This is a genomic window from Mesorhizobium sp. M1334 (assembly GCF_040317995.1).
In the GTDB taxonomy this organism is placed as follows: domain Bacteria; phylum Pseudomonadota; class Alphaproteobacteria; order Rhizobiales; family Rhizobiaceae; genus Mesorhizobium.
Map to the genome: position 1 here is coordinate 290,785 of NZ_JAMYLM010000002.1, position 19,346 is coordinate 310,130.

General features: G+C 63.8%; 17 protein-coding genes. 5 read left to right on the top strand and 12 right to left on the bottom strand.

Annotated elements, in window-relative coordinates:
• Positions 1–23: 23 nt before the first annotated feature.
• Positions 24–899 (top strand): l-ornithine N(alpha)-acyltransferase, encoded by an 876-nt coding sequence (gene olsB, locus NKH17_RS04830; RefSeq protein WP_023675251.1) that lies wholly within the window; start codon positions 24–26, stop codon positions 897–899.
• Between the two features lie 95 nt (positions 900–994).
• Here olsB and grpE read toward each other — a convergent pair whose 3' ends face one another.
• The gene (gene grpE / locus NKH17_RS04835; RefSeq protein ID WP_352476397.1) at positions 995–1,630 is read right to left on the bottom strand and encodes a nucleotide exchange factor GrpE; all 636 of its coding nucleotides are present in this window, start codon (positions 1,628–1,630) and stop codon (positions 995–997) included.
• Positions 1,631–1,868: 238 nt separating this feature from the next.
• On the opposite strand from grpE, the gene NKH17_RS04840 reads away from it, so the two are divergent.
• A complete protein-coding gene (locus NKH17_RS04840; RefSeq protein WP_254816803.1) occupies positions 1,869–2,069 on the top strand; it encodes a hypothetical protein in 201 nt (66 codons plus the stop codon).
• Between the two features lie 125 nt (positions 2,070–2,194).
• Entirely contained in the window at positions 2,195–3,217 is a 1,023-nt protein-coding gene (locus NKH17_RS04845; RefSeq protein ID WP_254816802.1) for a fatty acid desaturase, read from the top strand.
• Positions 3,218–3,366: 149 nt separating this feature from the next.
• Here the strand turns inward: NKH17_RS04845 and NKH17_RS04850 are convergent, their stop codons facing one another.
• From NKH17_RS04850 to cysG, 6 genes are all read right to left on the bottom strand, one after another.
• The gene (locus tag NKH17_RS04850; protein ID WP_352476396.1) at positions 3,367–3,987 is read right to left on the bottom strand and encodes a DJ-1/PfpI family protein; all 621 of its coding nucleotides are present in this window, start codon (positions 3,985–3,987) and stop codon (positions 3,367–3,369) included.
• A 136-nt stretch (positions 3,988–4,123) separates the two neighbouring features.
• Positions 4,124–4,660 carry a DUF934 domain-containing protein gene (locus NKH17_RS04855; RefSeq protein WP_352897527.1) on the bottom strand — a complete coding sequence of 179 codons (537 nt, stop codon included), beginning with the start codon at positions 4,658–4,660 and terminating at the stop codon, positions 4,124–4,126.
• 208 nt (positions 4,661–4,868) lie between these two features.
• A complete protein-coding gene (locus NKH17_RS04860; RefSeq protein WP_352649547.1) occupies positions 4,869–5,633 on the bottom strand; it encodes a phosphoadenylyl-sulfate reductase in 765 nt (254 codons plus the stop codon).
• Positions 5,608–7,278 (bottom strand): nitrite/sulfite reductase, encoded by a 1,671-nt coding sequence (locus NKH17_RS04865; protein WP_352802202.1) that lies wholly within the window; start codon positions 7,276–7,278, stop codon positions 5,608–5,610. The genes NKH17_RS04860 and NKH17_RS04865 overlap by 26 nt, the downstream gene beginning before the upstream one ends.
• 73 nt (positions 7,279–7,351) lie before the next feature.
• Positions 7,352–7,657 (bottom strand): DUF2849 domain-containing protein, encoded by a 306-nt coding sequence (locus tag NKH17_RS04870; RefSeq protein WP_352649545.1) that lies wholly within the window; start codon positions 7,655–7,657, stop codon positions 7,352–7,354.
• On the bottom strand, positions 7,654–9,105 hold the full coding sequence (cysG, locus tag NKH17_RS04875; protein WP_352476391.1) for a siroheme synthase CysG: 1,452 nt from the start codon (positions 9,103–9,105) through the stop codon (positions 7,654–7,656). The genes NKH17_RS04870 and cysG overlap by 4 nt, the downstream gene beginning before the upstream one ends.
• A 437-nt stretch (positions 9,106–9,542) precedes the next feature.
• On the opposite strand from cysG, the gene NKH17_RS04880 reads away from it, so the two are divergent.
• A complete protein-coding gene (locus tag NKH17_RS04880) occupies positions 9,543–9,992 on the top strand; it encodes a baeRF12 domain-containing protein (RefSeq protein WP_254816796.1) in 450 nt (149 codons plus the stop codon).
• Positions 9,993–10,116: 124 nt separating this feature from the next.
• Here the strand turns inward: NKH17_RS04880 and NKH17_RS04885 are convergent, their stop codons facing one another.
• The 5 genes from NKH17_RS04885 to NKH17_RS04905 form a co-directional block, all read right to left on the bottom strand.
• Entirely contained in the window at positions 10,117–10,869 is a 753-nt protein-coding gene (locus NKH17_RS04885; protein WP_254816795.1) for an SDR family NAD(P)-dependent oxidoreductase, read from the bottom strand.
• 61 nt (positions 10,870–10,930) lie between these two features.
• The gene (locus NKH17_RS04890) at positions 10,931–13,183 is read right to left on the bottom strand and encodes a transglycosylase domain-containing protein (protein WP_352476390.1); all 2,253 of its coding nucleotides are present in this window, start codon (positions 13,181–13,183) and stop codon (positions 10,931–10,933) included.
• A 291-nt stretch (positions 13,184–13,474) separates the two neighbouring features.
• Complete coding sequence (locus NKH17_RS04895; RefSeq protein ID WP_352448348.1) at positions 13,475–13,726, bottom strand: hypothetical protein; 252 nt, start codon at positions 13,724–13,726, stop codon at positions 13,475–13,477.
• Between the two features lie 43 nt (positions 13,727–13,769).
• A complete protein-coding gene (locus tag NKH17_RS04900) occupies positions 13,770–14,390 on the bottom strand; it encodes a ribonuclease D (protein ID WP_023675237.1) in 621 nt (206 codons plus the stop codon).
• Positions 14,391–14,493: 103 nt separating this feature from the next.
• Positions 14,494–15,879 carry a M20/M25/M40 family metallo-hydrolase gene (locus tag NKH17_RS04905; RefSeq protein ID WP_352476389.1) on the bottom strand — a complete coding sequence of 462 codons (1,386 nt, stop codon included), beginning with the start codon at positions 15,877–15,879 and terminating at the stop codon, positions 14,494–14,496.
• 442 nt (positions 15,880–16,321) lie between these two features.
• Here NKH17_RS04905 and polA point away from each other — a divergent pair, with 442 nt between their 5' ends.
• Complete coding sequence (gene polA / locus NKH17_RS04910; protein WP_352897531.1) at positions 16,322–19,270, top strand: DNA polymerase I; 2,949 nt, start codon at positions 16,322–16,324, stop codon at positions 19,268–19,270.
• Positions 19,271–19,346 lie beyond the last annotated feature (76 nt).

Below are 19,346 nucleotides of genomic sequence, written 5' to 3' on the forward strand. Positions count from 1 at the left end.
GAGAATCACTCGTGCATACAGTCATGCCGGAATGTGATGCTCGGCCGAACGCCAGCGGGCCTTTGCTCGTCGGCCGGAACGCCGATGCCGTCATAAAAGGCGCATCGCTCGGCCGCATCGGCAATCTCGAAGTGCGGCTCGCCCGCAACGAGGCCGAGATCGCTGCCGCGCAGGAAGTGCGCTACCGGGTGTTCTACGACGAGCTTGGTGCCAGGAAGGACCTGTTCCAGATGCAGGACCGCCGCGATGCCGATCGCTTCGATCCCCTCTGCGATCATCTGCTTGTGTTCGATACTTCGCTTTCCGGCCCCGAGCATCGCCGCATCGTCGGCACCTACCGCCTGCTGCGGCAGGAGATTGCCGCGGCGGCCGGCGGCTTCTATTCCGAAGGCGAATTCGAGCTGACCAAGCTGATCGCGCGGCATCCCGGCCAGCGTTTCCTCGAGCTCGGCCGCTCCTGTGTTCTGCCGGAATACCGCTCGAAGCGCACCATCGAGGCGCTGTGGCAAGGCATCTGGGCCTATATCAACCATTACGGCATCGGCGTGATGACCGGATGCGCGTCGTTCCACGGCACCGTGCCGGCGGCACATGCGGAGGCGCTGACCTATCTTGCCCACCACTGCCGGACGAATTCATCCTGGGACGTGCGCGCCGTCGCCGGGCGCTATTGTTCCATGGACCTGATGCCGATCGAGGCCGTCAACACCAAGGCGGCGATCGCCGCGATGCCGCCGCTGGTCAAGGGCTATCTGCGCGTCGGCGCGCGCATCGGCGACGGCTGCGTCATCGACCGTGAATTCTCGACGGTCGACGTGTTCGTGGTGATGCCGGTCAAGGAGATCGGTGCCCGCTACGTCAATTATTATGGCGGAGAAGCGCAGCGGTTTGCTGCCTGAGTAGGGCAGTAGGGGAGAGAAGGTAACGGCCGGAGTAGGCAATTGCTCTACTTTATCCGACGTAGCGTTAATCCCTGATCCCCTACTCCCCTAACCTACGCATCCTTCTCAGCTTGCTCATTCACCGGCCCCGGCTCCACCGGCGCTTCGCTCGCCACATGCTTGGGGCCGCCCTTGGCGACGCCGACCATGGCCGGCCGCAGCACACGCTCGCCGATCGAATAGCCGGGCTGCACGACCTGCACGACCGTGTTGGCCGGTACGTCGGGATTGGGCACCTCGAACATCGCCTGGTGGAAATTCGGATCGAATTTCTCGCCCTCGGGCTCAAGCTTCTTCACGCCGTGACGTTCCAGCGCCGACAGCATGGCGCGCTCGGTGATCTCGACGCCGTCGATCAGCGCCTTGAAACCGGCATCGCCCGAAGCCTTGGCCTCCTCCGGGATGGCATCCAGAGCACGGCGCAGATTGTCTGACACTGAAAGCATGTCGCGGGCAAAGTTGGCAACCGCATAGGCACGCGCATCGTGGACGTCGCGGGCGGTGCGGCGGCGCAAATTCTCCATGTCGGCCGCGACGCGCAGCGCGCGATCCTTCAGCTCTTCGTTTTCCTTCAGAAGCCGCACAAGCGCTTCATAGTCGCTGTCGACGCCGCTTTCCCTTGGCTCCGCGGCAGCCTCGGTCTTCTCGGCTTCATCGGGCGCGCGTTCGTCTTTTGCCTGGTCGCTCATCGCCGTTTCCCGTCATTTTCGATGGTGTGGATTTGCGCCCGATATCGAGGTTTGGCGGCCAAAAATCAAGGGGCAAGCGCTACTGCAGCCGCTGCCGCGGCTGGAAGGCGAACAGCGGAGACTTTTCGATTTTAATTCAAACTTTACCGTATCCGACGGCTTTGCTTGCCAGGCTACTACAATGCGGGAACCATTTCTCTCCTGGAGGAGTTTCGAAGCCGACACAGGATTTTGGAAGATGTCCCGCACCAATGGCGAAAAGCACGACGCGCTCGCCGTCGATATCCGGCGCCAGCTCGGCAATGAGACCACCAAGCGCTTCCTGCGCACCCTGCCGGCATTCCGCACGGAGACGGATATTCCCGACCGCCTGAAGAAATTGCTCGACCGCCTGGATGGCATCGAAACCAACATGGTCGCAGGCGGGCGCCGTCGATAGGCGCCGTTGCCGGCGACGCGCCCGGCGACTGTGGCCGGAATTCGTCGCATCGCGCGACATTTACCCGCAGTAACTTTGCGTGATCTTCGTCTTGCGGCAGCGCCCTGCTCCGCCTATGTTTCATGATGAACATGATTTCCCCCGAAGCTGTGGCAAACAGCAAGCGCGCCTGGTTGAAAATCCTGTCGCGCTATAAAAAGCCCGACAGGCGTCGCAGCGCCGTCGAACTCGCCATCACCCTCATTCCCTTCGCCACGCTGTGGGCACTGTCTTCGGCCGCCTATGCCTATGGCCATTGGTGGGGTCTGGTCCTCATCCTTCCGGCAGCCGGCTTTCTGGTGCGGATCTTCATGATCCAGCACGATTGTGGCCACGGTTCCTTTTTTGCCAATCGCTATGCCGACGACTGGATCGGCCGTGTGCTTGGCGTGCTGACGCTGACGCCCTACGATTGCTGGCGCCGCGCCCACGCAACCCATCACGCCAGCGCAGGCAATCTCGACGAGCGCGGCACCGGCGACATCAAGACACTGACCGTCGCTGAATATCGGCAACTGTCGTGGCGGGGCCGGCTCGCCTATCGCCTCTATCGCCATCCGCTGGTGATGTTCGGCCTTGGCCCGATATGGATTTTCATGTTCGAGCAGAGACTGCCCTTGGGCATGATGCGGGGCGGTTTCACCCCCTGGGTGTCGTCGATGTCGACCAACCTCGCCATTGCGGTCATCGCCGCGCTGCTCATCTGGTTCGTTGGCCCCGGCGCGTTTCTGGTCGTGCATCTGCCGATCGTCATCCTCGCCGGATCGGCCGGCATCTGGCTGTTCTATGTCCAGCATCAGTTCGAGGAGACGGAGTGGACAAAGGACTCCGAGTGGGAATTCCAGCACGCTGCCCTGCACGGTTCGTCCTATTACGACCTGCCGCCGGTGCTGAACTGGATCACCGGCAATATCGGCGTCCACCACGTGCACCACCTTTCGGCCAAGGTGCCGTGCTACCGGCTTCCGGAAGTGCTGAGGGACTATCCGGAATTGCGTGAGATCGGCCGCGTCACGCTCCTCGACAGCCTGCGCTGCGTCAAGCTGGCGCTGTGGGACGAGACCCGCAGCAAGCTGGTATCGTTCCGCGAAGCGCGGATGGCCGTGTAGGCGCACCGCCGCACCTAAGGCGCGTCGCGCTCGACCAGCCTCATGCGACGCGCTCTAGGTTCTTGTTTATGCATGCCGTTATCACAAAACCGCTGAACACACTTTTGCGCGACATGCGTTAGGGGTGCGGCAGGCTCCAAATTCCGAGCTTAAGCCGCCTGGCGTTGGTCGCGCATCAGGATCTCGCCTTGGCGGATCTCGGTGCCCAGCACTTTCAGGCATTCGCGCATGAACGCGGCAAGGCCCGGCCAGCCCTTGGCCGACACCAGATTGCCGTCGACATGGGCGCCGGTCGGCGCAACATCGATATAGATGCCGCCGGCCAGCGTGACTTCCGGCTCGCAATATTGCAGTGCCGCGACTTCGCGGCCGCGCACCACGCCGTCGACTGCGATCAGGATCTGCACGCCGTGGCAGATGGTGAAGATCGGCTTTCCCGTCTCATGGAAATGCCGCACCAGCGCCTGCACGCGTTTGTCGATGCGGATATATTCCGGCCCGCGCCCGCCCGCCGCGTAGACGGCATCGTAGTCGGAGGGATTGACCTCGGAAAACGTCTTGTTGAGGATGTAGTCGTGGCCGAGCTTTTCCGTATAGGTCTGGTGGCCCTCGAAGTCGTGCAGCGAGGTCTTCAGGATATCGCCGGCCTTTTTGTCGGGGCAAACGACATGGACGGTATGGCCGACCGCATGCATGGCCTGTTCAAAGACGAAAATCTCGTACTCCTCGCTGAACTCGCCAACGAGCATCAATATCTTCTTGCCAGCCATACCCGGTTCCTCCCTTGTGGCCACATTTATTCTGATCGCGAAATAATGGGCCTATCCTAAGGCGGATAGGCGCAAAATAAAAGGCTGGAATCAGGATGTGGTCCGACCAGATAGGCTTCTGGCCCTCTGGAGGGGATCAGCCGGGGCGCACCCGCCGCCAGGAATATTTCGGGCCTTTGGGCTCCGGCTTCACCGCCGGCTGATAGAACAGCGGCAGTCCGCCTGTGCGGCCTTGCTCGAGCCGCTTCAGCAGCACCGGGTGCGAGATCTCGAATTCGTCGAAGCCGAGGCGCAGCATATGCGGCAGCTGGTCGATAAGCACCTGCCCGGTGGCGCGCATGGCGCCGGTGAAGTGGTAACGGCTGCGCAGCAATTCGCCCTTGGAGAAGGAGCGGCCGTCATTGAACGCCGGAAAGGCCAGCGCCACCAACGACAGCTGGTCGAGCAGGCCGGCGATCTTGTCGAGCTGGTCGCCGGGCTGCAGCAGCACGCCGATGCGTTCCTTCGCCGACCGCCGCACCTCCGGATCAAAGCCGAGAAACGCCTGCAACGGCAGGATGAAACGGCCATTGCCGCCCAGCGCCTCGGCGCTTTCGGCATGAACCCACTCGTCCTCTCGGAACCCATCCGGTGTCCACAGCCGCATGGCGTTTTCGGTTATCAAGTCGCTCATCAAGAAAATTCCCAAGTCCAAAGATTCTAAAGTGCAAAACACCTCAGGGTGCGTTGAGATTCAGGTCAGGCCGAGCCGGAGCCGAAGGCGGACGCGAAGCGACCAAAATGGTGGCTTCCAGGAACCGGAGCGGAGCGTACTCTTGGGTACGTGAGCACCGGAAGCGCAGGAATCCGCCGTTTGCAGGCCGGCTGAATATCAATCTACCCTAAAGTGAGGCGTCAGTCAGCGACCTTTCCAACCCCGACAAGTGGATGCCGCATTCGGTCTTGGCGTGCCCGGCCCAGCGGCCGCTGCGCGCGTCGTCGCCCGGTTGCACCGGCTGCGTGCATGGGAAGCAGCCGATCGACAGATAGCCATAGGCGACCAGCGGGTTTTCACGCAGCGCATGTGCGCGCATGTAGCCGGCCTGGTCCGATGTCGTCCAGTGCGCCAGCGGATTTATGCGGATGCGCGAGCCGACCGCCTCGAACACCGGGAGCGCTGCCCGGGTCGCCGCCTGGAAGCGCTTGCGGCCGGTGAACCAGGCGCGGAACGGCTCGACGCCGCGCGCCAGCGGCTCGACCTTGCGCACCTCGCAGCAGGCGTCGGTGTCGGTCTCGTTCAGATTGCCGGTCGGATCGATCCTTGCCAGCGCCGCATCGTCGGGCCTGATCACCCGGATATCGGTCAGCCCGAAATCGGCGGCCAGCGCGTCACGATAGCCGAGCGTCTCCTCGAAATGCTTGCCGGTGTCGAGAAAGATCACCGGCAGCGTGCGGTCGATCTCGGCGATCATGTGCAGCAGCACCGCCGAATCCGCGCCGAAGGACGAGACGGCGGCGATTTCGCCGTGAAAGAATTCCCGGGTTGACCGCTCGATGATCTCCAGCGGCTTCAGATGGCCGTAGAGCGCGTCGAGACCCGCCGCTTGGGCGGCGATGCCGGCCTCGACGTCGACAATACGGTCAAGCGGCCTTGGCTTCGCCAGCATAGAGCGCCTCCTTGAACGGCGCAGGACCGACACGGCGGTAGGCGTCGATGAATCTTTCGTTTCTGTCCAGCCGAAGCCCGAGATAGGTCTCGACGATCTGCTCGATGGCATCGGTGATCTCTTCCGAACTGAAGCCGCGGCCGATGATCTCGCCGACCGAGGTGTTCTCGTCGGCCGAGCCGCCGAGCGTTACCTGGTAGAGCTCGGCGCCTTTCTTCTCGACCCCGAGGATGCCGATATGGCCGACATGGTGATGGCCGCAGGCATTGATGCAGCCGGAAATCTTCAGCTTCAATTCGCCGATCTCGCGCTGGCGCTCCAGTGAGGCGAAGCGCCGCGAGATTTCCTGCGCCACGGGAATCGAGCGCGCCGTCGCCAGCGCGCAATAATCGAGGCCGGGGCAGGAGATGATGTCGCTGATCAGGTTCGAATTGGCCGTCGCCAGCCCGATATCGACAAGCGCGTCATAGACCGCTTTGAGGTCGGCCCGCGCGACATGCGGCAGGATCAGGTTCTGCTCGTGGCTGACGCGCAGCTCGTCGAATGAATATTTTTCGGCAATGTCGGCGACCGCTTCCATCTGGCTGTCGGTGGCATCGCCCGGCGTCTCGCCGATGCCCTTGAGCGAGATGGTCACCGCCGCGTAGTCGGGATGGCGATGGGTGACCACATTCTGGTCCAGCCATTCGGAAAAGCTCTTGGAGTCGAGGCGGGCAAGCTTGACCGCCTCGTCGCCTTCCGGCCGGTCGACAAGCGGAGGCGGCGCGAAATAGGCATCGATGGCGCGGATGTCTTCTTCCGGCAGCCTCAGCTCGGCGTCCTTCAACTCCTGCCATTCGGCCTCGACCTGGCGGGTGATCTCCTCGACGCCGGTCTCATGGACCAGGATCTTGATGCGCGCCTTGAACTTGTTGTCGCGACGGCCGTAGAGGTTATAAACGCGCAGGATCGCCGTGCAGTAGGACAACAGATCCGCTTCGGGCAGGAAATCGCGGATCTTCTTGGCCACCATCGGCGTGCGGCCCTGGCCGCCGCCGACATAGACGGCGAAACCAAGCTCACCGGCGGCGTTCTTCTTCAGGTGCAGGCCGATGTCATGCGTCTGGATGGCGGCGCGGTCGCGCTCGGCGCCGGTCACCGCGATCTTGAATTTTCGCGGCAGGAACGAGAATTCCGGATGCACCGAGGACCATTGCCGCAGGATTTCGGCATAGGGACGCGGATCGGCAACCTCGTCGGCGGCGGCGCCGGCGAAGTGGTCGGCGGTGACGTTGCGAATGCAGTTGCCGCTGGTCTGGATGGCGTGCATCTCGACGCTTGCCAGATCGGCCAGGATCGCCGGGATGTCCGACAGCGCCGGCCAGTTGAACTGGATGTTCTGGCGCGTCGTGAAATGCCCATAGCCCTTGTCGTATTTGCGGGCGATGTGGCCGAGCATGCGCAGCTGCTTGCTGTTCAGCGTGCCGTAGGGCACCGCGATGCGCAGCATATAGGCATGCAGCTGCAGATAGACGCCGTTCATCAGCCGCAGCGGCCGGAACTGGTCCTCGGTGATCTCGCCGGCAAGGCGCCGCGCGACCTGGTCGCTGAACTCGGCGACGCGGGCCTTGACGAAATCGTGGTCGAACTCATCGTAACGGTACATATTCAGGTCTTTCCGGGCGCGTCCGCCCGTTATTTTCTTCGTTCGAGCATGATCGGGATCATGCTTGTGTCATCTATGCCGCGCGTGCGGCTTGCAGACGGGCCTGCTTGCCCAGATCGTTGCGGGTGGTCGGGCCGGCGGCACGGATCTTTTCGCGCAACCGGACCGCTTCGACCGTGCCGTTGGCCACGGTCACGTCTATCAGGTTGACGTCGACCACTTCGTTGGCGGCGGAGGCCTTGGCGCCGATCGCCTCCAGCCGGTCCTCGGCCGCCTTGTCATGGGCGATGTCGGCATGGTCGATGGTCTCGGCCCAGCCGCCATTGGCGTACCAGACGGCTATGCCGTCGGCGAGGCGGTTCGCGGTCAGGACTTTCATTGGCTCACTCCATGCGCGGCAGACCGGAGCACGCTTTCCTGCCTGTGTGCCGCCAGCGGCTCGGACCGTTCGAAATTGGCGCCGGCGACCGCGTCGCCGATGATGGTCATCACCGGGCCGCTAAGGTCGGCGCGCGCCTCCAACGACGGCAGGTCGGCGAGTGTGCCGTGGAAACGGCGGCGGTTGGCAAGGCTGGCATTCTCGACCACGGCGACGGCCGTATCCGGCGACAGGCCGGCTTCGATCAGCCGGCCGGCGACCTCGGCGGCGACCGAGCGGCCCATATAGACGGCGACCGTCGCGCCGGAAATGGCGAGCTTTGCCCAGTCGGGCAGCGAATTGCCCTTGAGGTCATGGCCGGTGGTGAACACCATCGACGACGACACGCCGCGCAGCGTCAGCGGCAGTTCGAAATCGGCGGCGGCGGCAAAGGCTGCGGTGACGCCCGGAACCACTTCGTAGGCGACGCCGGCATCGCGAAGCGCCGCCATCTCCTCGCCGGCCCGGCCGAACACCAGCGGGTCGCCGGACTTCAGCCGCACGACGCGCTTGCCGGCGTGGCCAAGCTCGACCAGCAGCGCATTGATCTCGGCCTGGCTCTTGGAATGGCAGCCCTTGCGCTTGCCGACCGGCAGGCGCTCCGCATCGCGGCGGCCCATGGCGACGATCGCCTCCGGCACCAGCGCGTCATGGACGATCACGTCGGCTTCCATCAGCAGGCGATGGGCGCGCAGCGTCAAAAGGTCCTCGGCGCCTGGACCGGCGCCTACAAGCGCGATATGGCCCGATGCCGGTTCCTTCGAAAGCAGCAGGCCGACGGCCGCATCATGCGCCTGCGAAAGCTCGCCGGCCTCGACAGCGCGGGCTGGCGCGCCGCCAAAGAAATCGCTCCAGAAGCGGCGGCGGGCATTGCCCTTCGGCAGCAGTCTTTCGGCGGTATCGCGAAACGAGGCGGCGAGCGCTGCGAGCGGACCGAGCGACGGCGACAGCATGCGGTCGATGCGGCTGCGCAGCATCTGCGCCAGCACCGGGCCGGCACCTTCCGTGCCGATGGCAATGGCGACCGGCGCGCGGTTGACCAGCGCCGGCGTGAAGAAATCGCATAGCTCCGGCCGGTCGACGGCATTGACCGGAATGCCCAGCCGGCGCGCATCCCCGGCAACGCGGCGATCGAGCGCCTCGTCGCCGCTGGCGGCAAACACCATCACCGCACCGTTGAGATGTGCTGCATCATAGGCGCTGGCAATGTGGGCGGCCCCCGTCTCGGCGATAAAGGCCAGCAGCTCCGGGCTTGTTTCATCGCTGACGATGCGCAGCACAGCGCTCGACTGCGCGAGCAGCCGCGCCTTGGCCAGCGCTTCCTCTGCGCCGCCGACGATGGCTATGGCTTCGCCCTCGACCCGCATGAAGACGGGAAAGGCATTGAGCTTGGGCGTGGCTTGCGGCATGACGAGCGGAATCCTGGAACCGTTTGTCAGTTCTACGCGGGGGCGCGAAAAACCAGAAGGCACCCACTCGCGCATCGCTTCGTAGCAGGCAATCTCTTTTCTGCAAGCACGAAGGCCAAGAGAAAAATATTCCACATTCAAAGGCGGAGCAGATTGAAGCCGCTGTTGCAGCCCTTGATCCGCTGCCTTTTTAGCGGCCGGAGGAGCTAACCACAAACCAGATTTTTCTAAATTCTATCAATTTAGTAGATTAAGCCGCCGGATGCTGACCGAGCAATCGACGGCGGCCCCGCACTCTCGCCGACCTCTGTCGGAGCACCGGGTCCGAGTGCCGGAACATTCCCGCCTCGGTACGCGTTTGCCCTATGGACCCGGGCCGGTCACACCCCTGCAGCAAAGGCCCGGCGATGGGTTCGAAAATCAAAAAGGAGCGCCCCATGAGCAACGTCAGACTGAAACGCGGACTGTGGATCGTGGTGGCAGATGGCGAAAAGGCGCTGTTCCTCGAGAACCGTGGAGACGTCCAATATCCCGACCTTCAAGTCGTGCACGAGATGGAGCAGGAAAATCCGGCAACCCGAGAACAAGGCACGGACCGCCCCGGCCGCTACAGCGACGGCCCTTCCGTCCACCGCAGTGCGGTCGAGGACACCGACTGGCACCGTCTCGGCAAGGAGCGTTTTGCCGAAGAGATTGCCGACAGGCTCTACAAGCTCGCGCATCGCGGCACATTCAAGGAGATCGTGCTGATCGCGCCGCCGCCGGTGCTGGGCGACATGCGCAGGAAACTGCACAAGGAGGTCACCGACAAGCTAACGGCCGAAATTCCAAAGACGCTGACCAACCACAGCATACCCGATATCGAGAGCCTGCTGCAGGCGACCTGATCGGGCATCGGCGGCGTGCAATTTCCTTACTAATCCCAGGCTGGGGCAGGTCCTCCCGTGAAGGATAGGGAGAGGGGGTCGCCAGCGCTGGAGGGAGCGCCGACGATTGATAAAACTCAGCCGCTCAAACGTGCTGGCCGCCGTTGATGTGAATTTCCGAGCCGGTCACGTAGGACGCCTGCTGCGAGCACAGGAAGAAAATGATGTCGGCAACTTCCGCCGTGGTGCCCAGCCGCCTCAGCGGGATCGTCTCGACGATTTTTTCCGTGCCCGGCGACAGGATCGCCGTATCGATCTCGCCCGGCGCAATCGCATTGACGCGGATGCCGTGCGGGCCGAAATCATGCGCCATTTCGCGCGTCAGCGAGCCGAGCGCCGCCTTCGATGTCGCATAGGCGGTGCCGGCGAAAGGATGCACGCGGGTGCCGGCGATCGAGGTGACGTTGACGATCGAGCCCTTGGCCGATGCCAGTTCCTTGAACAGACCGCGCGCCAGCATGATCGGGGCGAAGAAATTGACCTGGAAGACGTCGCGCCAGACATGCATCGGCGTGTCGATCGAGTTCATGCGGCTGTTGCCGTCCTTGAGCTTCGGCGAGATACCGGCATTGTTGACCAGCGCGTGCAGCTGCCCGCCATGCGCCTCCAGCCGGTGGCGGATCTCGGATATGGCGATGCCGACATCCTCCTGGTCGGCGAGATCGACCTTGATGTGGTCTTCCGGGCCGGCCGGCCACGGGCAGTCCTCGGCAAATGCCTGGCGCGAGCAGGTGATGACGCGCCAGCCTTCGCGTGAAAAGCGCTTCACCGTGGCATGGCCGATGCCGCGGCTGGCGCCGGTCAGCACGATCGTCTTTCTGGTGTCGAGTTCAGCCATGTCGCTTGTCTCCAGGCGGACATGTAGCGGAACGCGGTCGCGGTTGCGAGGGGGATCAGCCTCAGCCGCCTGTCAGAATATCCAATATCGAGGTCTGCCGCTTCTTGACCGGTCCGCCGACTTCGCCGGGCGGCACCGGGTGCTTGATCGATGCGGTGGCGCTGTCGACGCCCGGCATGGCCAGGCCGCCGGCATCGACCGTCTCGGCAGGACGCACGGGACGCGAGGCCGGCTGGGTAGCTGCTGTTGGCGGCGCCGATTGGCCGACGGAAGCGACCGGCGCCGGCGGCGCCGTATCGGACGGTATCTCGTCCGGCACGATGGTGTCGGGCGGCGTCGACTTCCAGGTTCCAGGCAGCGGCCGCACCGGCACGCCCTCATGCGCGGCGACCATGAACTCGTGCCAGGCCTGCGCCGGTAGCGCGCCGCCGGTGACCTTCTTCATCGCGCTGCCGTCATCGTTGCCGAACCAGACGCCGGTGGTCAGATTGGCTGTATAGCCGATGAACCAGGCGTCGCGCGAATTCTGGCTGGTGCCGGTCTTGCCGGCCGCCGGCCAGGCGAACGCCGCCTTCCTGGCAGTGCCGATCTCGACCGTGCCGGTCATCATCGAGTTCATCATCCCCACGACATCGGGCTTGACGACGCGCGGCGCACCGCCGCCATTGTTTTCGTAGAGCACCTTGCCGTCGCTCGTCGTGACCCGGCGGATGAAATGGATGTCCGGCTTGTAACCGCCATTGGCGAAGGGAACATAGGCCGAGGTCAGTTCCAGCGGCGTCACTTCCGAGGTGCCCAGCGCGATCGAGGTGTTGGCGGTCAGCTCGGACTGAATGCCCATGCGGTGCGCCGCCTCGACCACCGCATTCGGCCCGACTTCCATGGTCAACTGCGCGGCCACCGAGTTCAGTGATTTTGCCAGCGCCGTCGCCAGCGTCACCTTGCCGAAATATTTGCCGCCGTAATTGTCGGGCGTCCAGTTGCCGATCTTGATCGGCGCGTCGTTGCGCACGCTGTCGGGCGTGCGGCCGGATTCCAGCGCCGCCATATAGACGAACGGCTTGAACGCCGAGCCCGGCTGCCGGCGCGCTTCCGAGGCGCGGTCGAACTGGCTGGTCGAATAGTCGTAACCGCCGACCATCGCGCGCACCGCGCCGGAATTGTCGATCGACACCAGCGCGCCCTGGCTGACATTGAGTTTTTTGCCGCTCTGGTCGATCAGCCGGCGGATCGATTGCTCGGCGAGCTTCTGCAGCGTCAGATCGACTGTTGTGTCGACGACGATATCGCGGCGCACGTCGCCGATCAGGTCGGGCAGTTCTTCCATGATGGTGTCGGCGACGTAGTTTTCCGAGCCGGTCCAGTAGGATGGCGCGCGTGTCGCCGGCGCGCTCATCGCCGTGGTCTGCTCCTTAGCGCTGATCTTGCCCTCGTCGCGCATCGCAGCGAGCACCAGCTGCGCGCGCTGCTCGGCCGCCTTCGGGTCGCGCGCTGGCGACAGCCGCGACGGCGCCTTGAGCAGGCCGGCGAGAAGTGCCGCCTCCGACAGCGTGACGTCACGCGCGCTCTTGCCGAAATAACGGCGCGAGGCTGCTTCGACACCATAGGCGCCAGAGCCGAAATAGACCCGGTTGAGGTACATTTCGAGGATCTGGTCCTTCGTATGCTTGTGCTCCAGCCAGAGCGCCAAGAGCACTTCCTGCACCTTGCGTTCCAGCGTGCGGTCCGGCGTCAGGAACAGGTTCTTGGCCAGCTGCTGGGTCAGCGTCGAGCCGCCCTGCGAAAAATGTCCGCCCAGCACATTGGTCACCATGGCCCGGGAAAGGCCGATCGGGTCGATGCCGAAATGCGAATAGAAGCGGCGGTCTTCGATGGCGATGACGGCCTCGGGAATATAGGGCGACATTTCGTGCAGGCCGACGGCCTCGCCGCCGCTCATGCCGCGATTGCCAAGCAGCTGACCGTCGACCGAGACGATCTTGATGTTGGGGGCGCGATCGGGAATGGCCCAGGTGGTGGCCGCCGGCATTTTCGCGCCGTAATAGACGACGATGCCGGCAGTGGCGATGCCGCCCCAGATGGCCAGCACGAAGCACCAGTAGAACAGCCGGCCAAGCACGCCGAACACGCCGCGCCGGCTTTTGCCGCGCCCGCCACGAGACGGCTTGGCCTTGGTCGATTTGCGCTTTGCAGCGGCTTTACGGTTGCTCGGCACGACGCGGTCCTCCTCGCTCACCGAAAAACCGGCCGAAGATCTCGCCCCCGGCGATGCCTCGAAGCTGGGCTCGATGCGGCTGTCTTTCCGGTTCGCCATGCGCTGTGCTGTCTTCCCGATGCCTATGGCGTTCGGGTTGAAGACTAGATGCGGCGATTTAAGGGCGGGTTAAGCCGGGAAAAATCGAAGTAAAGTGTATTCAACCGTTTGCGGAACAGGCGCGGCCCGCGACAGCGCCAAAGCCGGAAATGAAAAACCCGCCTCGGCGGACGGGTCCTTGGAGCCAATGAGCACCATAGCGAGATTAGTAGCATAGCTGCCGGCACAAAGCAAGAACAAAATATGCCTTGCCTCAGAATAATCACTTCAGTTCGGCGGTTGCGACAACCCTCAGTCGTCGGCGTCCGGATCGTCGGAGGCCGGCCGCCAGCTGATTGGCTCGATCTTCCTTTGCGTATGGCCGTCGGTATAGGCCCACCAGCCGGCATCGCTTTCGTCCCAGTCGCCGCCGGCCGCCTTCAGCCGGTCGAGCGAACGGTATTGCGCGATGCTCTCGTTCATCACGCCGTCGCTGTCCTGCCAGTAGACGGTGACCTTGGAACCGTCCTTGGGTGCCGTCTCGATTGGTTTTCGCGCAGCCATTTCAATTCCTCCCGGCCGACGGCGTTAAAGTGCCAGAAGGCCATTAGCTGTGGGCGAAGATGTCCTCTTCATCCCAGCCCATCAGGTCGAGTTTCGCACGCGTCGGCAGGAAGCGGAAGCAGGCATCGGCCTCCCTGGTCCGGTTGTCGCGCGCCAGACGCGCGCTCAGTACGTCGCGCAGTCGGTGCAGATAGAGCACGTCGGAGGCGGCATATTCGAGCTGCTCAGGCGACAGCGTCTCGGCTGCCCAGTCGGATGATTGCTGCGCCTTCGACAGGCCGACCCCGAGAAGCTCGAAGCAGATGTCCTTCAGCCCGTGCCGGTCGGTGTAGGTGCGCGTCAGCCGCGACGCGATCTTGGTGCAGAACACCGGCTCCGGCATGACGCCGAAGGCGTTGTAGAGCACGGCGAGATCGAAGCGGCCGTAATGAAAAAGCTTGGTGATGCTGCGGTTCTTGAGCAGGCTGACGAGGTTCGGCGCCTTCTTCTGGCCGGGCGCAATTTGGATGACGTCGGCCGAGCCGTCGCCCGGCGAGATCTGCACGACGCAGAGCCGGTCGCGATGCGGGTTCAGCCCTAGCGTCTCGGTATCGATGGCGACCGCCCCGACATCGTAATGCAGCAGGCCGGGCAGATCGTTTTTGTGGAAACGTATGTCGCTCATCGTCTTCTCCGGTCGCGGCCCCGTGCAGCGATGCGCGACGGACCGTGCCCGTCCTTGCCGCGATCCGGCGAAAAATCAACAAAAACTTGAGTCTGGCGCAATTTCAGCGTGTCAGCGCCTCGAGAATGCGCGCCCAGGAGCGCTGGCCCTTGTGGAAGGAGCTCATCTCGTACTTCTCGTTCGGCGAGTGGATGCGGTCATCGTCGAGGCCGAAACCGACCAGCAGCGATTCCATGCCGAGATAGGTCTGGAAATCGCCGACCACCGGGATCGAGCCGCCGCCGCCGGTTATTACCGCCGGCTTCGGCCATTCGTCCGACAGCGCCTGCTTGGCCTTGGCCAGGAAGGGCGAGTCGTAGGAAAGCTGGATTGCCGGCGAGCCGCCATGCGGATGAAATTCGACCGAGCAGTCCGCTGGCACGCGCTGCCTGGCAAATGCCTGGAAGGCGGCGCGGATTTTTTCCGGATCCTGTTTGTGGACCAGGCGGAAGGAGACTTTTGCCGAGGCTTGCGCGGCGATCACCGTCTTGAAGCCCTTGCCGGTATAGCCGCCGATAATGCCGTTGAACTCGGCCGTCGGTCGCGCCCAGGTGAGCTCGAGCACCGAGCGGCCCTTTTCGCCGGACGGAATCGACAGGCCAATCGGGCCGAGGAAGGTCTCGGCCGTCTCGCCGAGCGACAGCCACGACTGCAATATCTGCGACGGCGTTTCCTCGACGCCGTCATAAAAACCTGGAATGGTGACGTGACCATCGGCATCGTGGATGTCGGCCAGGATCTTTGCCAGGACGCGGATCGGATTGGCGGCCGCACCGCCATAGAGCCCGGAATGCAGGTCGCGGTCGGCGGCAGTCACCGTGATCTCCTCGCCGACCAGCCCGCGCAGCGAGACGCAGATCGACGGCGTATCACGGTCCCACATGCCGGTGTCGCAGACGAGCGCGAAATCGGCCTTGAGCTCATCCGCATTCGCCTCGAGAAACGGCTTCAGCGACGGCGATCCGGACTCCTCCTCGCCCTCGAACAGGATTGTGATTCGGCACGGCAATCCGCCATGCACCTGCTTCCACGCCCGGCAGGCCTCGACGAAGGTCATCAGCTGGCCCTTGTCGTCGGCCGCGCCGCGGCCGGTGATCACCTTGTGGCCGGGCCCGATCTCCTTGACCGCCGGCGCGAACGGGTCGCTTTCCCACAGCTCGATCGGATCGACCGGCTGGACGTCGTAATGGCCGTAAAACAACAGATGCGGCGCGCCCGCCGGCCCATCGTGATGCGCGACCACCATCGGATGCCCCGGCGTGTCGCGCAAGCTGGCGTCGAAGCCGATCAGCTTGAGCTCGGCGACCAGCCATTCGGCGGCCTTGCGGCAGTCGGCGGCGTAGTCCGGATCGGTGGAGATCGACTTGATGCCGAGCAGGCCGAACAGCCGTTCCAGGCTCTGGTCGAAGTTCTTGTCTAGGCGGTCGAGAACAGGGGAAACTGCGGACATCTGGCGGGCCTTTCGATTCTGGCGGCAAATCTAGAGCCCATGCGGCGAAACGGAAAGCCCGCGACCGTTGGGCCACAGCTTCCTGTCCAACGGCAAAAAAATGCCGCCGTGGTGGAGGGGAACCACGGCGGCCTTTACTCGAAACGATGCGGCAGCCCGGAGAGGGGGGATAGGCTGCCGCAAGTGTCCGGGATAGGCGGGGGACGGGCCTTGCTCCGGACTTCGGCGAAAACTGCCGATGCGTTTTATCTGTGTCTGCGAACGTGGCGATTCAAGGGCACAAAAATTACACTTTTGTAACATAGGCGTGAGCGAACAAAGCTGCGGCCAAGCGCCAGGGCCGGCCAAGCTCGCACGCCATTTGTCAGGGTGTTGCCGGAACCCTTGGCGCAAGCCGCCTTTGGCATGGACCGCGGCGCTGCGCCGCGCTATCCCTCGTGCCATGAAAAAAGGCGATCATCTCTTCCTTGTCGACGGCTCCGGCTACATCTTCCGTGCCTATCACGCGCTGCCGCCGCTGTCCCGCAAGTCCGACGGGCTGCCGACCAGTGCCGTGCTCGGCTTCTGCAACATGGTCTGGAAGCTGACGCAGGACGCCCGCAACACCGATGTCGGCATCGTGCCGACGCATTTCGCCGTGATTTTCGACTATTCGTCGAAGACCTTCCGCAACGACCTCTACCCCGAATACAAGGCCAACCGCTCGGCGCCGCCGGAAGATTTGATCCCGCAATTCGGCCTGATCCGCCAGGCGACCAGGGCCTTCAACCTGCCATGCCTCGAGACGGAAGGCTACGAGGCCGACGATTTGATCGCCACCTATTGCCGGCTTGCCGGCGAAGCCGGCGCCGACACCACCATCATCTCCTCTGACAAGGACCTGATGCAACTGGTCGGCCCAACGGTTGCCATGTACGACCCGATGAAGGACCGCCAGATAGGCGTTTCCGAGGTGATCGAGAAATGGGGCGTGCCGCCGGAGAAGATGATCGACCTGCAGGCACTGACCGGCGATTCGGTCGACAATGTGCCCGGCGTGCCCGGCATCGGGCCGAAGACGGCGGCGCAATTGCTCGAACAGTTCGGCGACCTCGACACGCTGCTTGCCCGCGCCGGCGAGATCAAGCAGGACAAGCGGCGCGAATCGATCATCGCCAATGCCGACAAGGCGCGCATTTCGCGTGACCTGGTGAGGTTGAAGAACGACGTGCCGGTGACCGAAGGGCTTGACGAGTTCGTGTTGCATGCGCCGGACGGCCCCAGGCTGATCGGCTTTCTCAAGACCATGGAATTCTCGACGCTGACCCGCCGCGTGGCCGAAGCGACCGGAACCGACGCGGGCGATGTTCCAGCCACTCCCGTCACCATAGAGCGTGCCGATACCGCGCATGGCCCCGATATGGGTTTTGGCCTGCCCGCCGCCGCCGAGAGCGCGCCGCCGCCGGACGAAGCGGCGCTCGAAGCCCCGGCTGCAGCCAAGCAAGGCGACACCCCATCCCTGCTTTCGGCGCTTCGCCTGGAGGCTGCCACCACCCGCAAGATCGACACCAGCGCCTACGCCTGCATCCGCGATGCCGCGACGCTGAAGGTCTGGATCGCCGAGGCGATGGAGAGAGGCATCGTCGCCTTCGACGTTAAGGCCTCCTCGCCCGATCCGATGCGGGCCGAACTGATCGGCCTTGCCATGGCCGTCGCGCCTGGCCATGCCGCCTATGTGCCGCTTGCCCATAAAAACGGCAATGGCGACCTGCTCGGCGGCGGCGCGGTCGAAAACCAGGTCCCGGTCCGCGACGCGCTGGCGTTGCTCAAGCCGCTGCTCGAGGACAAATCCGTCCTCAAGATCGTGCACGACATGAAATACCGCCTAGTCATCATGAGCCGTCACGGCATCGAGATCGGCCCCTATGACGACACCATGCTGATCTCCTACGTGCTCGAGGCCGGCACCCACGGTGGCTACGGCCTGGAGGCGCTGGCCGATAAATGGCTCGGCCACGCGACCATTCCGCTGAAGGAATTGGCCGGTTCGGGAAGAAGCTTCGTCGGCCTCGATCAGGCCGACCTCGGCAAGGCGACGGCTTACGGCGCCGAGCACGCCGACGTCGCGCTCAGGCTCTGGCAGGTGCTGAAGCCACGGCTTGCCGCCAAGGGCCTGGTCTCGGTCTATGAACGGCTGGAACGGCCGCTGGTGCCGGTCTTGGCGCGGATGGAACAGCGCGGCATCTCCGTCGACCGGCAGATTCTGTCGCGGCTCTCCGGCGAACTGGCACAGGGTGCCGCACGGCTCGAGGACGAAATCTACCAGCTGGTCGGCGAACGCATCAACATCGGCTCGCCAAAACAGCTCGGCGACATCCTGTTCGGCAGGATGGGCCTGCCCGGCGGTTCTAAAACCAAGACCGGCCAGTGGTCGACCTCGGCGCAGCTTCTCGAAGACCTCGCCGCCGAAGGCCATGAATTGCCGCGCAAGATCGTCGACTGGCGCCAGCTGACCAAGCTGAAATCGACCTATACCGATGCGCTGCCCGGCTTCATCCATCCCGACACCAAGCGCGTCCACACCTCCTACGCGCTTGCCGCGACGACGACCGGGCGGCTTTCGTCCTCGGATCCCAATCTGCAGAACATTCCGGTGCGCACCGTCGAGGGCCGAAAGATCAGGACGGCCTTCATTGCCGAAAAGGGCAACAAGCTGGTTTCCGCCGACTACAGCCAGATCGAGCTGCGCGTGCTCGCCCACGTCGCCGAAATCCCGCAGCTCAAGCAGGCCTTCGCCGACGGCGCCGACATCCACGCGATCACCGCGTCTGAAATGTTCAACGTGCCGGTCGAGGGCATGCCTTCGGAAGTGCGCCGCCGTGCCAAGGCGATCAATTTCGGCATCATCTACGGCATTTCCGCTTTTGGCCTCGCCAACCAGCTGTCGATCGCGCGCGAGGAAGCCGGCGACTACATCAAGAAATATTTCGAGCGTTTCCCCGGCATCCGCGACTATATCGATGCGACCAAGGCCTATGCCCGCGAGCACGGCTATGTCGAAACCATTTTCGGCCGCCGCATCCACTATCCGGAAATCAGATCGTCAAATCCTTCGGTCCGTGCCTTCAACGAGCGCGCCTCGATCAACGCCCGCCTGCAGGGCACCGCGGCCGACATCATCCGCCGCGCCATGATCCGCATGGACGATGCCCTGGACAAAGCCAGGCTTTCCGCCCGCATGCTGCTGCAGGTGCATGACGAGCTGGTCTTCGAGACCGTCGAAGCCGAGGTCGAGGCGACGATCCCGGTCGTCTGCCACGTCATGGAGAACGCCGCCATGCCGGCGGTGTCGATGTCGGTGCCGCTGCACGTCGACGCCCGCGCCGCCGACAACTGGGAAGAGGCGCATTAGCGTGCGGACGTCCGCGGCCGACCAATTGTAATCTGTAGCGATCTTTCGCGCCCCCTCTGTCCTGCCGACATCAAAA